Annotated in this window: 12 protein-coding genes; 9 read left to right on the plus strand and 3 right to left on the minus strand. The window is 70.9% G+C overall.

Annotated features, from left to right (window positions below):
- Positions 1–36 precede the first annotated feature (36 nt).
- Positions 37–1266 carry a DUF349 domain-containing protein gene (locus ACF1GV_RS34880; protein ID WP_391689094.1) on the minus strand — a complete coding sequence of 410 codons (1230 nt, stop codon included), beginning with the start codon at positions 1264–1266 and terminating at the stop codon, positions 37–39.
- A 157-nt stretch (positions 1267–1423) separates the two neighbouring features.
- Positions 1424–2236 carry a peptidylprolyl isomerase gene (locus ACF1GV_RS34885; RefSeq protein WP_391689097.1) on the minus strand — a complete coding sequence of 271 codons (813 nt, stop codon included), beginning with the start codon at positions 2234–2236 and terminating at the stop codon, positions 1424–1426.
- 190 nt (positions 2237–2426) lie between these two features.
- On the opposite strand from ACF1GV_RS34885, the gene ACF1GV_RS34890 reads away from it, so the two are divergent.
- The 5 genes from ACF1GV_RS34890 (at position 2427) to rpsD (ending at position 7791) form a co-directional block, all read left to right on the plus strand.
- The gene (locus tag ACF1GV_RS34890) at positions 2427–3140 is read left to right on the plus strand and encodes an MBL fold metallo-hydrolase (protein WP_391689100.1); all 714 of its coding nucleotides are present in this window, start codon (positions 2427–2429) and stop codon (positions 3138–3140) included.
- 13 nt (positions 3141–3153) lie between these two features.
- Complete coding sequence (hisS, locus tag ACF1GV_RS34895; RefSeq protein ID WP_391689103.1) at positions 3154–4419, plus strand: histidine--tRNA ligase; 1266 nt, start codon at positions 3154–3156, stop codon at positions 4417–4419.
- Positions 4420–4684: 265 nt separating this feature from the next.
- Positions 4685–5344, plus strand: a complete 660-nt coding sequence (locus ACF1GV_RS34900) for a vitamin K epoxide reductase family protein (protein WP_391689106.1) — start codon at positions 4685–4687, stop codon at positions 5342–5344.
- A gap of 185 nt (positions 5345–5529) precedes the next feature.
- Positions 5530–6885: a replication-associated recombination protein A gene (locus ACF1GV_RS34905; protein WP_391689109.1), complete on the plus strand. Its 1356-nt coding sequence runs from the start codon at positions 5530–5532 to the stop codon at positions 6883–6885.
- A 291-nt stretch (positions 6886–7176) separates the two neighbouring features.
- Positions 7177–7791 carry a 30S ribosomal protein S4 gene (rpsD, locus tag ACF1GV_RS34910; protein ID WP_391689113.1) on the plus strand — a complete coding sequence of 205 codons (615 nt, stop codon included), beginning with the start codon at positions 7177–7179 and terminating at the stop codon, positions 7789–7791.
- Between the two features lie 24 nt (positions 7792–7815).
- Here the strand turns inward: rpsD and ACF1GV_RS34915 are convergent, their stop codons facing one another.
- Positions 7816–9984 (minus strand): ATP-binding protein, encoded by a 2169-nt coding sequence (locus ACF1GV_RS34915; RefSeq protein WP_391689116.1) that lies wholly within the window; start codon positions 9982–9984, stop codon positions 7816–7818.
- A 155-nt stretch (positions 9985–10139) separates the two neighbouring features.
- Between ACF1GV_RS34915 and ACF1GV_RS34920 the strand changes: the two genes are divergently transcribed.
- From ACF1GV_RS34920 to ruvX, 4 genes are read left to right on the plus strand one after another with little or no spacing between them, the layout of a single operon-like run.
- Complete coding sequence (locus tag ACF1GV_RS34920; protein WP_361635107.1) at positions 10140–10577, plus strand: DUF948 domain-containing protein; 438 nt, start codon at positions 10140–10142, stop codon at positions 10575–10577.
- A 16-nt stretch (positions 10578–10593) separates the two neighbouring features.
- Positions 10594–10941: a hypothetical protein gene (locus ACF1GV_RS34925; RefSeq protein ID WP_391689120.1), complete on the plus strand. Its 348-nt coding sequence runs from the start codon at positions 10594–10596 to the stop codon at positions 10939–10941.
- On the plus strand, positions 10941–13613 hold the full coding sequence (gene alaS / locus ACF1GV_RS34930; RefSeq protein WP_391689123.1) for an alanine--tRNA ligase: 2673 nt from the start codon (positions 10941–10943) through the stop codon (positions 13611–13613). Before ACF1GV_RS34925 ends, alaS begins: the two co-directional genes overlap by 1 nt.
- Positions 13614–13649: 36 nt before the next feature.
- Positions 13650–14114 (plus strand): Holliday junction resolvase RuvX, encoded by a 465-nt coding sequence (gene ruvX, locus ACF1GV_RS34935; RefSeq protein ID WP_363265036.1) that lies wholly within the window; start codon positions 13650–13652, stop codon positions 14112–14114.
- Positions 14115–14133 lie beyond the last annotated feature (19 nt).

Here is a 14133-nt window from a genome sequence, read left to right on the forward strand (position 1 = left end):
TGTACGGGGGCTTCCGGCTGTCGTCGGGACTGGGCGTCAGCCGCCGAACTCCTCCAGGCCCTTCAGCGCCTGGTCCAGCAGGGCCTGGCGGCCCTCCAGCTCACGCTCCAGCTTGTCGGCCTTCGCGTTGTTGCCCTGGGCGCGCGCCTGCTCGATCTGGCCCCTGAGCTTGTCGACGGCGGCCTGGAGCTGACCGGTCAGACCCTCGGCACGCGCGCGTGCCTCCGGGTTCGTCCGGCGCCACTCGGTCTCCTCGGCGTCCTGGATCGCCCGCTCGACCGCGTGCATCCGGCCCTCGACCTTCGGCCGGGCGTCCCGCGGCACATGACCGATGGCCTCCCAGCGCTCGTTGATCGAGCGGAACGCGGCCCGCGCGGCCTTGAGATCCGTCACCGGCAGGAGTTTCTCGGCCTCCTCGGCCAGCTCCTCCTTCAGCTTCAGATTCTCCGCCTGCTCGGCGTCACGCTCGGCGAAGACCGAGCTGCGCGCGGCGAAGAAGACGTCCTGGGCTCCGCGGAAGCGGTTCCACAGGTCGTCCTCGTGCTCGCGCTGGGCGCGGCCCGCGGCCTTCCACTCCGCCATCAGCTCGCGGTAGCGGGCCGCGGTGGGCCCCCAGTCCGTCGAGCCCGACAGTGCCTCGGCCTCGGCGACCAGGCGCTCCTTGGTCCGGCGGGCCTCCTCGCGCTGCGCGTCCAGCTGCGCGAAGTGCGCCTTGCGCCGTTTGGAGAACGCCGACCGGGCGTGCGAGAAGCGGTGCCACAGCTCGTCGTCCGACTTGCGGTCGAGTCGCGGCAGACCCTTCCAGGTGTCCACCAGGGCACGCAGCCGCTCGCCGGCCGCCCGCCACTGGTCGGACTGCGCCAGCTCCTCGGCCTCCACGACCAGGGACTCCTTGGCGTGGCGGGCCTCGTCGGCCTGCTTCGCCCGCTGCGCCTTGCGCTCCTCGCGGCGCGACTCGACGGTCTGCACGAGCTTGTCCAGGCGCTGCCGCAGCGCGTCCAGGTCACCGACCGCGTGGTGTGCGTCGACCTGCTCGCGCAGGTGGTCGATCGCGGCCATCGCGTCCTTGGCCGACAGATCGGTGGTGCGCACTCGCTTCTCGAGGAGGCCGATCTCGACAACCAGGCCCTCGTACTTGCGCTCGAAGTAGGCCAGCGCCTCCTCGGGGGAGCCGGCCTGCCAGGAACCGACGACCTGCTCGCCGTCGGCCGTCCGCACGTACACGGTCCCCGTCTCGTCGACGCGGCCCCACGGGTCGCTGCTCACAGCGCCTCCTCCACATGATGCCTGCGAGGGGCCTTCGAGCTCCCCCGGGCATCGTCCACAGTTTGTTCACCGCCAACATAGGCGACCAGCGGGTTGCCTGTCCGCATCCAGCGCGACCGAAATTCCCCATCTGGCCACGGAAGACGCCCTCGCGGCGTCACGACTTCGTGACCGTCGCCCTGTCGATCACCACCGTCGCGTTCGGCGCGGTGTTCTGGGTGGCGGGATCGGCGGGCTGGGCGCCGGCGGCGGCGACCTTCTTCAGCACCTGCATGCCCGCCTGCGACACCGTACCGAACGGTGTGTAGCTGGGCGGCAGCGGGCTGTCCTGGTAGACGAGGAAGAACTGGCTGCCGTTGGTGTTCGGGCCGGAGTTCGCCATCGCGACCGTGCCCGCCGGGTAGACGTTGCCCTTCAGGCTCTTGTCCTTGAGGTTCTCGTCCTTCATCTTGTAGCCCGGGTCGCCCATGCCGGTGGCCGTCGGGTCGCCGCACTGCAGCACGTAGATGCCGGAGTCGGTCAGACGGTGGCACTTGGTGTGGTCGAAGTAGCCCTTGCCCGCGAGGAAGGCGAACGAGTTCACGGTGTGGGGGGCCGCCGACGCCTTCAGCGCGACGTCGATCTCGCCGCACGTGGTGTCCAGCTTCATCGTGTACTTCGCCGACGTGTCGATCGACATCGCCGGCTCCTTGCCGAACTTCAGCTTCTTCACCGAGCCCGCGGCCGGCTTCGCGCACGGGTCCTTCGGCTTGGCGGACGGCGTCACCTCGGCGCTCGCGTTCGACTTGCCGTCGTCCTTGAACACCCCGGTCGTGTACACCGCGAGGCCGCCCACCAGGACCACACCGAGCACCGAGGCGATCACGGAATTACGGACCCGCGCCTTGCGCCGCGCGTCGGTGCGCCGCTGCTGCTGCCGCAAGAACTTCTCCCGGGCGAGCTGACGCCGCCGCTGCTCCTGGCTGACCACCGGGGTTACTCCTCATGCCTGTTGTACGTCGGTTGGGGGCGCGTGCGTCCGATGAAGCGATCGCCTGCGTGTGCCCCGTACCGTATATGGGTTCGCTGAGGAATCGGCAGCGCCGGTAGGCTCTGACCGCGGGCGCGAGCGCGAGACGCCGCCCCCATACCGACCACAACCGCCACAACGAAGGACGATCGTGCTCATTGCCGGGTTCCCCGCCGGGGCCTGGGGGACGAACTGCTACCTCGTCGCCCCCGCCGCCGGTGAGGAGTGCGTGATCATCGACCCGGGCCACCAGGCGGCCCCCGGCGTCGAAGAGGCGCTGAAGAAGCATCGGCTCAAGCCCGTCGCCGTCGTCCTCACCCACGGCCACATCGACCATGTGGCCTCGGTCGTCCCCGTGTGCGGCGCGCACGGCGTACCGGCCTGGATTCACCCCGACGACCGGTTCATGATGAGCGACCCCGAGAAGGCGCTCGGCCGGACCATCGGCATGCCGCTGATGGGCGAGCTGACCGTCGGGGAGCCGGACGACGTCAGGGAGCTGACCGACGGCGCGAAGCTGGAACTGGCCGGTTTCGAGCTGACCGTGTCCCACGCGCCCGGCCATACCAAGGGGTCGGTGACCTTCGGCCTGCCCGAGGCGGCGGAGATCCCGCCGATCCTGTTCTCGGGCGACCTGCTGTTCGCCGGCTCCATCGGACGCACCGACTTCCCCGGTGGCTCCATGGACGACATGCTCGAGTCCCTGGCCCGCGTGGTCCTGCCGCTCGACGACTCGACCGTGGTGCTGTCCGGACACGGCCCCCAGACGACCATCGGCCAGGAGCGCGCCACCAACCCGTATCTGCGGCAGGTGGCCGCCGGCCAGGGAGCGGACGCCCCGCGCGCTCCCCGACGAGGAATGTGACGAGAGACCTTCCGTGAGCACCTTCAAGGCCCCCAAGGGCACGTACGACCTGATCCCGCCGGACTCCGCCAAGTACCTGGCCGTGCGTGAGGCGATCGCCGCCCCGCTGCGCGCCTCCGGCTACGGCTACATCGAGACCCCCGGCTTCGAGAGTGTCGAGCTGTTCGCGCGCGGTGTCGGCGAGTCCACCGACATCGTGACCAAGGAGATGTACGCCTTCGAGACCAAGGGCGGCGACCGGCTCGCCCTGCGCCCCGAGGGCACCGCCTCCGTGCTGCGCGCCGCGCTGGAGGCCAACCTGCACAAGGCGGGCAACCTCCCGGTCAAGCTGTGGTACTCCGGCTCCTACTACCGCTACGAGCGCCCGCAGAAGGGCCGCTACCGCCACTTCTCCCAGGTCGGCGCCGAGGCGATCGGCGCGGAGGACCCGGCGCTGGACGCCGAGCTGATCATCCTGGCCGACCAGGCGTACCGCTCGCTCGGTCTGCGCGACTTCCGCATCCTGCTGAACTCGCTGGGCGACAAGGAGTGCCGGCCGGTGTACCGGGCCGCGCTGCAGGACTTCCTGCGCGGCCTGGACCTGGACGAGGACACCCGTCGCCGGATCGACATCAACCCGCTGCGCGTGCTGGACGACAAGCGGGAGGCGGTGCAGAAGCAGCTCACCGGTGCCCCGCTGCTGCGCGACTACCTGTGCGACGCCTGCAAGGCGTACCACGAGGAGGTCCGCGAGCTGATCACGGCCGCGGGCGTGGCCTTCGAGGACGACCCGAAGCTGGTGCGCGGCCTCGACTACTACACCCGCACCACCTTCGAGTTCGTCCACGACGGCCTCGGCTCGCAGTCCGCGGTGGGCGGCGGCGGCCGCTACGACGGTCTGTCGGAGATGATCGGCGGCCCCGCGCTGCCGTCCGTCGGCTGGGCGCTCGGCGTGGACCGCACGGTGCTCGCGCTGGAGGCGGAGGGCGTCGAGCTCGAACTGCCCTCCGCGACCAGTGTCTTCGCGGTGCCGCTCGGCGACGAGGCCCGCCGCGTGCTGTTCGCCAAGGTCACCGAGTTGCGCAAGGTGGGTGTGGCGGCGGACTTCTCCTTCGGGCACAAGGGGCTCAAGGGCGCGATGAAGAACGCCAACCGCAGCGGCGCCCGCTACACGATCGTGGCCGGCGAGCGCGACCTCGCCGAGGGCGTCGTCCAGCTCAAGGACATGGAGTCCGGCGAGCAGGCGCCGGTCGGCGTGAACGAGATCGTGGCGGAGCTCGAGGCCCGGCTCGGCGGCTGACGACCGATGACAGCGACGGAGGGCGCCGGGGTGATCCCGGCGCCCTCCGTCGTCAACCCGGCGCCCGCGATGTCGCACCGCCAGGGGATTTTCGAGCCGGGAGCGCCGCACGCGCGTGGAGGCCTGCGATCAGCGGCCGGATCCGAACGTTCGGGGCCCCGTACGCGTACATCCTTATGTCCATCGAACGGTGGGCAGGGGGACGCGTGCGGCACAATGGCCGTGCCCGAAGAAGGTCCAACTCTCAAGTGACGGAACCGGCGGAATGAGCAAGACGACAGTGAAGGACGTCTCCACCGACCCCGAGCCGCAGGACGCCGGGGCCGCCGCGCCGCGCACCGTGGGCGGCAGCCGTGCCTTCGGCGTGCTGCTGGTGATCACCGGCGCGGCCGGACTGCTCGCCGCCTGGGTCATCACCCTGGACAAGTTCAAGATCCTCGAGGCCAAGGTCGCGGGCAAGACGTTCACGCCCGGCTGCAGCCTCAACCCGGTCGTCTCCTGCGGCAGCGTGATGGAGTCCAAGCAGGCCGCCGCCTTCGGGTTCCCCAACCCGATGCTCGGCCTGGTCGCCTACGGCATCGTCGTCTGCGTCGGCATGAGCCTGCTGGGCCGCGCCCGCTTCCCGCGCTGGTACTGGCTCACCTTCAACTTCGGCACGCTCTTCGGCGTGGGCTTCTGCGCCTGGCTGCAGTTCCAGTCGCTGTACCGGATCAACGCGCTCTGCCTGTGGTGCAGCCTGGCCTGGGTCGCCACGATCATCATGTTCTGGTACGTGACGTCCTTCAACATCCGCAACGACCTGCTGCCCGCCCCGCGCTGGCTCAAGAGCTTCTTCGGCGAGTTCACCTGGGTCATGCCGGTGCTCCACATCGGCATCATCGGCATGCTGGTCCTGACCCGCTGGTGGGACTTCTGGACCAGCTGAGCCCGCCCCGGCCGGGGGCTTCCCGCCCCTGAGGGCCGCGTACCGTCATCGGCCGCCGGAAGCCGCGGAGCCCGCGTCCCGGCCCCGGCCCGGCCCCACGGGGTCCCGTCCCTGGGGCGCGTCGACGCGGTGGGCCGTCGACGCGGCCGGCCGTGTTGTCAGTGCCGTGGCTTAGGGTTTCTGACGTGGAGCCCGACCTGTTCACCGCCGCAGCCGAAGAACGCCAGGAGAAGGACCCGACGACCAGCCCCCTCGCGGTCCGGATGCGTCCGCGCACCCTCGACGAGGTCGTCGGACAGCAGCACCTGCTCAAGCCGGGCTCACCCCTGCGCCGCCTGGTCGGCGAGGGCGCGACGGGTCCGGCGGGGCCGTCCTCGGTGATCCTGTGGGGGCCGCCCGGCACCGGCAAGACCACGCTCGCCTACGTCGTCTCCAAGGCCACCAACAAGCGCTTCGTGGAGCTGTCCGCGATCACCGCGGGCGTCAAGGAGGTGCGCACGGTCATCGACGGCGCCCGCCGCGCCAGCGGCGGCTACGGCCAGGAGACCGTCCTCTTCCTCGACGAGATCCACCGCTTCAGCAAGGCCCAGCAGGACTCCCTCCTCCCGGCCGTCGAGAACCGCTGGGTGACCCTGATCGCGGCCACGACCGAGAACCCGTACTTCTCGGTGATCTCTCCGCTGCTCTCCCGCTCCCTGCTGCTCACCCTCGAACCCCTCACCGACGACGACATCCGCAGCCTGCTGAAGCGCGCCCTCACCGACGAGCGCGGCCTGAAGAGCGCCGTCGCCCTCCCCGAGGACACCGAGGACCACCTGCTGCGCATCGCCGGCGGTGACGCCCGCCGCGCGCTGACCGCCCTGGAGGCCGCCGCGGGGGCCGCCCTCGACAAGGGCGAGCCGGAGATCTCCCTGTCCACCCTGGAGGAGACCGTCGACCGGGCCGCGGTGAAGTACGACCGCGACGGCGACCAGCACTACGACGTCGCCAGTGCCCTGATCAAGTCCATCCGCGGCTCGGACGTCGACGCCGCCCTGCACTACCTGGCCCGCATGATCGAGGCCGGCGAGGACCCCCGGTTCATCGCCCGCCGCCTGATGATCTCCGCCAGCGAGGACATCGGCCTGGCCGACCCGAACGCCCTGCCCATCGCGGTCGCCGCGGCCCAGGCCGTCGCCATGATCGGCTTCCCCGAGGCCGCGCTCACCCTCAGCCACGCCACCATCGCGCTCGCGCTCGCCCCCAAGTCCAACGCCGCCACCACCGCGATCGGCGCCGCCCTGGACGACGTACGCAAGGGACTGGCCGGAGCGGTCCCGGCGCATCTGCGCGACAGCCACTACAAGGGCGCGACCAAACTCGGGCACGGCCAGGGGTACGTCTACCCGCACGACCTGGCCGAGGGCATCGCCGCGCAGCAGTACGCCCCGGACGTCCTCAAGGACCGCGAGTACTACACGCCGACCCGGCACGGCGCGGAGGCCCGCTACGCGGACGCCGTGGAGTGGACCCGCAAGCACCTCGGTCGCAAGCGGTCCTGAGCGCCCTGTAGACTGCCCCGAAGTGCCGAGTTCCGTGCAGTCAGAGCGGGACAGCCGGCCGGAACCCCCAGTGGGTTCCAGGAGCGTCGCGCACCGTCGAACGGTGTCGCGGGCAGCCCACCACCACCCGGAGTTCCGGGAGAGGTCGGTGGGCCACTCGCGTGCTGCACGTATGTGCCCAGACCAGGGGAGCGGCTGCCCGGCAGGTCCCACGCGGACCCGACGGGTTTCCCCGGCTGCGGATGCGACCTCCCGCAACCCTGACAAGCCGGAACAAGGAAAAGAGAAACAGTGGCGAACCAGTCCCGCCCCAAGGTCAAGAAGTCGCGTGCCCTCGGCATCGCGCTGACCCCGAAGGCCGTCAAGTACTTCGAGGCCCGCCCCTACCCGCCGGGCGAGCACGGCCGTGGCCGCAAGCAGAACTCGGACTACAAGGTCCGTCTGCTCGAGAAGCAGCGTCTGCGTGCCCAGTACGACATCTCCGAGCGCCAGCTCGTGCGCGCCTACGAGCGTGCCTCCAAGGTCCAGGGCAAGACCGGTGAGGCCCTGATCGTGGAGCTGGAGAAGCGCCTCGACGCGCTGGTCCTGCGTTCGGGCATCGCCCGCACGATCTACCAGGCCCGCCAGATGGTCGTCCACGGCCACATCCAGGTCAACGGCAAGAAGGTCGACAAGCCGTCCTTCGTCGTGCGCCCCGACGATGTGATCCAGGTCCGCGACCGCTCCAAGGACAAGACGCTCTTCCAGATCGCCCGCGAGGGTGGTTTCGCCCCCGACGGTGAGACCCCGCGCTACCTGCAGGTGAACCTCAAGGCCCTGGCGTTCCGCCTGGACCGCGAGCCGAACCGCAAGGAGATCCCGGTGATCTGCGACGAGCAGCTCGTCGTCGAGTACTACGCCCGCTGATCCTCGGCAGGCGGTAGCACTCCCTCAGCCCGCCGTCTCCCCGCCCTTCCGGGTGGGCGAGGCGGCGGGCTGCCGCGTTCCCGGGCCGCCCCGCTGCGATCTGCGCGGCGCCGGGACGGACGTCAGCGCCCGCCCTCGCCCCAGGGCCCGCGCGACCGCCTCGGCCCACCCGAGCCGCCGCCCCTGGCGTACGCACTCCTCGTACCGCGCGTCCCCGAGCCGCTCCCGGGCCGTCGCCTCGCACAGCTCGTGCGGACCGTTGTAGTACGCCGACCCGAACAGCGGCAGCCCCACCGACGGCCACATCCGTGCCGCGGCCCCCTGCAGCACCGCCGCTTCCGCCGCGTCCCCCTCCGCCGCGGTGACCAGCGCCAGCAGCTCCATCGACAGCACCGAGCCGAGCAGATCGCGGAACCCGTGCGCGCCGCCCAGGCACTCGGTCAGCAGCGCCCGGGAGCGGGCCGCGTCCCCCTCCGCCCAGGCGGCGTACGCCAAGACGAAGAGCGCGTAGCCGAGCGCCCACCGCTCGCCATGGTCCTCACACACCTGGCGCACGTCCTCGCACAACCGCACCGCGTCCGCCAGATCGCCCTGGAACGCCCGGGTCATCGCCAGTTCGACCTGGCCCATCAGCACGTTGCTGTTCAGCTCGCCGATCTCCCGGTAGCGCTCCAGGGCCGAGCGCAGCAGCCGCTCCGCGCGCGCCATGTCGTCCGTGACCAGCGCCAGACATCCGGTGCGGTGCTCGGCGTAGGCGACACCGGTCGCACTGCCCAGCCGCTCCGCCTCCGCACGGCAGTCCGTCAGCGCCAAGAGGGCGGGCACCGGATCGCCCTGCAGGATCGTGACATAGCCCAGCACCCACAGGGCCTTCAGCCGGGGATGCTCGCCCGCGCTGCGCGCACCGCCCTCCGTCTCCAGCTCGAGGCTGCGCTGCAACCAGTGCCGCCCCTCCGCCAGCCGCCCGCAGCCCACCCAGTAGAACCACAGTGAGCCGGCCAGATACTGGCCCAGATGCGCCTCGCCCGGCTCGGTGAGACAGCGCTCCAGCGCACAGCGCAGATTCGGCAGTTCGGCCTCGATGCGCTCGGCCACCTCCGCCTGCCGTGGCGAGAACCAGTCCAGCTCGCACCAGGTCGCCAGCCCCATGTACCAGTCCCGGTGGCGTCGCCGCATCCGCTCCGCGTCCCCCGTCGCCGCGAGCCAGTCGGCGCCGTAGGCCCGGATCGTGTCGAGCATGCGGTAGCGCACGCCCGTGGCGGTCTCCTCGCGGGTCACGACCGACTGTGCGATCAGTTCCGTCAGCACGTCCAGCACGTCGTCGGCGGGCAGACCGTGCCCGCTGCACACGTACTCCACGGCATCGAGGTCGAACTGCCCGGCGAACACCGTCAGCCGCGCCCACAGCAGCCGCTCCGCCGGGGTGCACAGCTCGTGGCTCCAGCCGATCGCCGTGCGCAGCGTGCGATGGCGCGGCAGCGCGTCGCGCACCTCACCGGTCAGCAGCCGGAACCGGTCGTCCAGCCGCTCCAGCAGCTGCGTCGGCGACAGCGCCCGCAGCCGCCCGGCCGCCAGCTCCAGGGCCAGCGGGATGCCGTCGAGACGCCGGCACAGCTCGCGCACCTCGGCGCCGTCCCCGACGGGCACGCCCTGGGCGGCGGCCCGGTCGGTGAACAGTTCCACCGCCTCGTCCTCGCCCAGGGGCGCGAGCGGCAGCAGCCGTTCACCGGCCAGCCGCAGCGGGCACCGGCCCACCGCGAGGATCCGCAGCTGCGGGAGCCGGGCCAGCAGGTCCGCCACCAGAGCGGCGCACGCCTCGGCCAGATGCTCGAAGCCGTCGAGGACCAGCAGGAGTTCACGGCCGGCGAGATGCGCGAGCAGCGTCTCGCGCGGCGCCCGGGAGGTGTGGTCGGTCAGCCCCAGCGCCTCCACGAGCGCGTACGCGACGAGTCCGTGGTCCCGCAGCGGGGCCAGATCCAGTTGCCACACCCCGTGCGGGGCCACGCAGCGCGCCGCCGCCCGTGCCGCCAGCCGCGACTTGCCGACCCCGCCGGGGCCGGTCACGGTCACCAGCCGGGAGCCGCGCAGGGCCTCGGCCAGCTCGGCCAGTTCGCCGGCCCGGCCGACGAACGCGTTCGATTCGGCGGGCAGATGGCCCCCCGCGGGTGTGCCTGCGCGCTGATGATCTCGCATGGGACACGGAGCGTACTGAACCGTAATCACTGCGTACAATCGCTTCCCGGAACTCCCGCCCTCCACGCCCCCCTAATCCGGTACGGAGCCCGAGCCCCGGCGCGATAGGCTCGGTGCACGACTTTCTCGATGTTCAGGCACGTTTCAGGGAGCGGGTGCGCACAGTGTCCGGTGGAGAGGTGGCCGGGATCCTGGTGGCCGTCTTCTGGGCGATCCTGGTCTCCTTCCTCGCGGTGGCTCTCGCGAGGCTGGCCCAGACGCTCAAGGCGACGACCAAGCTCGTGGCGGACGTGACCGACCAGGCCGTCCCGCTGCTGGCCGACGCCTCCCAGGCGGTGCGCTCCGCGCAGACCCAGATCGACCGGGTCGACGCGATCGCCTCCGACGTCCAGGAGGTCACGTCGAACGCCTCCGCCCTGTCGACCACCGTCGCCTCCACCTTCGGCGGCCCGCTGGTCAAGGTCGCGGCCTTCGGCTACGGCGTCCGCCGGGCGCTGGGCGGGCGCAAGGGTGAAGTGCCCGCCGAGGAGGCGAGGCGTACCGTGATCGTGGGCCGCACCGTCCCGGCCTCACGACGGGGCAAGCGGAAGTAAGGACTGAGACCGAGCGATGTTCCGCCGTACGTTCTGGTTCAGCACGGGCGTCGCCGCCGGTGTGTGGGCCACCACCAAGGTCAACCGCAAGCTGAAGCAGCTCACCCCGGAGAGCCTCGCCGCGACCGCGGCGAACAAGGCGCTCGAGACGGGACAGCGGCTCAAGGACCGCGCCGTGGGCTTCGCGCTCGACGTCCGCGACAACATGGCCCAGCGGGAGGCCGAGCTCGGGGAGGCCCTGGGCATCCACGAGAACCCGGAACTGGCGGCCCGCGCGCGGTACGCCGCCATCGAGAACAACCGCAGCAACCCGAAGTACGCCGAGAACCCGACGTACTCGTACAACCGGAATGAGGACCACTGATGGAGTCGGCTGAGATCCGCCGCCGCTGGCTGAGCTTCTTCGAGGAGCGCGGGCACACCGTCGTCCCTTCGGCGTCGCTCATCGCGGACGACCCGACTCTGCTCCTCGTCCCCGCCGGCATGGTGCCCTTCAAGCCCTACTTCCTGGGTGAGGTCAAGCCGCCGTTCCCGCGCGCCACCAGCGTGCAGAAGTGCGTGCGCACGCCCGACATCGAAGAGGTCGGCAAGACCACGCGGCACGGCACGTTCTTCCAGATGTGCGGCAACTTCTCCTTCGGCGACTACTTCAAGGAAGGCGCCATCAAGCTCGCCTGGGAGCTGCTCACCAGCCCCCAGGACAAGGGCGGTTACGGCCTCGACCCCGAGCGCCTCTGGATCACCGTCTACAAGGACGACGACGAGGCCGAGCGCATCTGGCACGAGGTCGTCGGTGTGCCGAAGGAGCGCATCCAGCGCCTCGGCATGAAGGACAACTACTGGTCCATGGGCGTCCCCGGCCCGTGCGGCCCCTGCTCCGAGATCAACTACGACCGCGGCCCCGAGTTCGGCGTCGAGGGCGGCCCCGCCGTCAACGACGAGCGGTACGTGGAGATCTGGAACCTCGTCTTCATGCAGTACGAGCGTGGCGAGGGCATCGGCAAGGACAACTTCGAGATCCTCGGGGACCTGCCGAGCAAGAACATCGACACGGGCCTCGGCCTGGAGCGGCTCGCCATGATTCTGCAGGGTGTGCAGAACATGTACGAGATCGACACGTCCATGGCCGTCATCAGCAAGGCCACCGAGCTGACCGGTGTCGCCTACGGCGACGCGCACGACTCGGACGTCTCCCTGCGCGTGGTCACCGACCACATGCGTACCGCCACGATGCTGATCGGCGACGGCGTGACCCCCGGCAACGAGGGCCGCGGCTACGTCCTGCGCCGCATCATGCGCCGCGCCATCCGCAACATGCGCCTGCTCGGTGCCACCGGCCCGGTCGTCCACGACCTGATCGACGTCGTCATCCGCATGATGGGGCAGCAGTACCCCGAGCTCATCACCGACCGCGAGCGCATCGAGAAGGTCGCCGTCGCCGAGGAGAACGCCTTCCTCAAGACGCTGAAGGCCGGCACCAACATCCTCGACACCGCCGTCACCGAGACCAAGCAGGCCGGCGGCACGGTCCTCTCCGGCGACAAGGCGTTCCTGCTCCACGACACCTGGGGCTTCCCGATCGACCTCACCCTCGAGATGGCTGCCGAGCAGGGCCTGTCGGTGGACGAGGACGGCTTCCGCCGTCTGATGAAGGAGCAGCGGGAGCGCGCCAAGGCCGACGCCCAGGCCAAGAAGACCGGCCACGCCGACATGGGCGCCTACCGCGAGATCGCCGACTCCGCCGGCGCGACCGACTTCATCGGCTACACCGACACCGACGCCGAGTCCACGATCGTCGGCCTGCTCGTCGACGGCGTCTCCTCGCCGGCCGCCACCGAGGGCGACGAGGTCGAGGTCGTCCTGGACCGCACCCCGTTCTACGCCGAGGGCGGCGGTCAGATCGGCGACACCGGCAAGATCAAGGTCGACTCCGGTGCCGTCATCGAGGTCCGCGACTGCCAGAAGCCGGTCCCGGGTGTCTACGTCCACAAGGGCGTCGTGCAGGTCGGTGAGGTGACGGTCGGCGCCAAGGCCCACGCCTCCATCGACGCCCGCCGCCGCAAGGCCATCGCCCGCGCCCACTCGGCCACCCACCTGACCCACCAGGCCCTGCGCGACGCCCTCGGCCCGACGGCCGCCCAGGCCGGTTCCGAGAACCAGCCCGGCCGCTTCCGCTTCGACTTCGGCTCCCCGTCCGCCGTTCCGACGGCCGTGATGACCGACGTCGAGCAGAAGATCAACGAGGTGCTCGCCCGCGACCTCGACGTCCGCGCCGACGTCATGGGCATCGACGAGGCCAAGAAGCAGGGCGCCATCGCCGAGTTCGGCGAGAAGTACGGCGAGCGGGTCCGCGTGGTGACCATCGGCGACTTCTCCAAGGAGCTGTGCGGCGGCACCCACGTGCACAACACCGCCCAGCTGGGCCTGGTGAAGCTGCTCGGCGAGTCCTCCATCGGCTCGGGTGTGCGCCGGATCGAGGCCCTGGTCGGCGTGGACGCCTACCACTTCCTCGCCCGCGAGCACACGGTCGTCAACCAGCTCACCGAGCTGCTCAAGGGCCGCTCGGAGGAGCTGCCGGAGAAGGTCTCCGCCATGCTCGGCAAGCTGAAGGACGCCGAGAAGGAGATCGAGAAGTTCCGCGCCGAGAAGGTGCTGCAGGCCGCCGCCGGTCTCGCCGAGTCCGCCAAGGACGTGCGCGGCGTGGCCGTGGTGACCGGTCGGGTCCCGGACGGCACCACCCCCGACGACCTGCGCAAGCTGGTCCTCGACGTGCGGGGCCGCATCCAGGGCGGGCGCGCCGCCGTCGTGGCCCTGTTCACGGTGAACAACGGCAAGCCGCTGACCGTCATCGCCACCAACGAGGCCGCCCGCGAGCGCGGTCTCAAGGCCGGTGACCTGGTCCGCACCGCCGCCAAGACCCTCGGCGGCGGCGGTGGCGGCAAGCCGGACGTCGCCCAGGGCGGCGGGCAGAACCCGGCCGCCGTCGGCGAGGCCGTCGACGCCGTCGAGCGTCTCGTGGCCGAGACGGCGAAGTGACGGAAGTGAAGGCTGAGTAAGGAAACGGTCGGAATCATGCGCAGAGGACGTCGGCTCGCGATCGATGTCGGGGACGCCCGGATCGGGGTCGCCTCGTGCGACCCCGACGGGATCCTCGCCACCCCGGTGGAGACGGTCCCGGGCCGGGACGTCCCCGCCGCACACCGCCGCCTGCGGCAGCTGGTGGAGGAGTACGAACCGATCGAGGTCGTCGTCGGTCTCCCTCGCTCCCTCAAGGGGGGCGAGGGCCCGGCCGCCGTCAAGGTCCGCGCCTTCGCACAGGAGTTGGCCCGGGGCATCACGCCGCTGCCGGTCCGCCTGGTGGACGAGCGGATGACCACGGTCACGGCCGGTCAGGGGCTGCGCGCCTCGGGGGTGAAGGCCAAGAAGGGCCGTTCGGTCATCGACCAGGCGGCCGCCGTCATCATCCTGCAGCAGGCGCTCGAATCCGAACGGGTGTCAGGCAAAGCCCCGGGCGAGGGCGTCGAAGTGGTCATCTGATCGCGATACGGTAACGTTC

This window comes from Streptomyces sp. NPDC014006 (assembly GCF_043088925.1).
Taxonomy (GTDB): Bacteria; Actinomycetota; Actinomycetes; order Streptomycetales; family Streptomycetaceae; genus Streptomyces.

Coding starts and splice junctions, on each gene's coding strand:
- ACF1GV_RS34900 (WP_391689106.1), top strand. CDS start 4,685: ATGAGCAAGACGACAGTGAAGGACGTCTCCACCGACCCCGAGCCGCAG.
- ACF1GV_RS34915 (WP_391689116.1), bottom strand. CDS start 9,984: ATGCGAGATCATCAGCGCGCAGGCACACCCGCGGGGGGCCATCTGCCC.
- ACF1GV_RS34925 (WP_391689120.1), top strand. CDS start 10,594: ATGTTCCGCCGTACGTTCTGGTTCAGCACGGGCGTCGCCGCCGGTGTG.
- alaS (WP_391689123.1), top strand. CDS start 10,941: ATGGAGTCGGCTGAGATCCGCCGCCGCTGGCTGAGCTTCTTCGAGGAG.
- ruvX (WP_363265036.1), top strand. CDS start 13,650: ATGCGCAGAGGACGTCGGCTCGCGATCGATGTCGGGGACGCCCGGATC.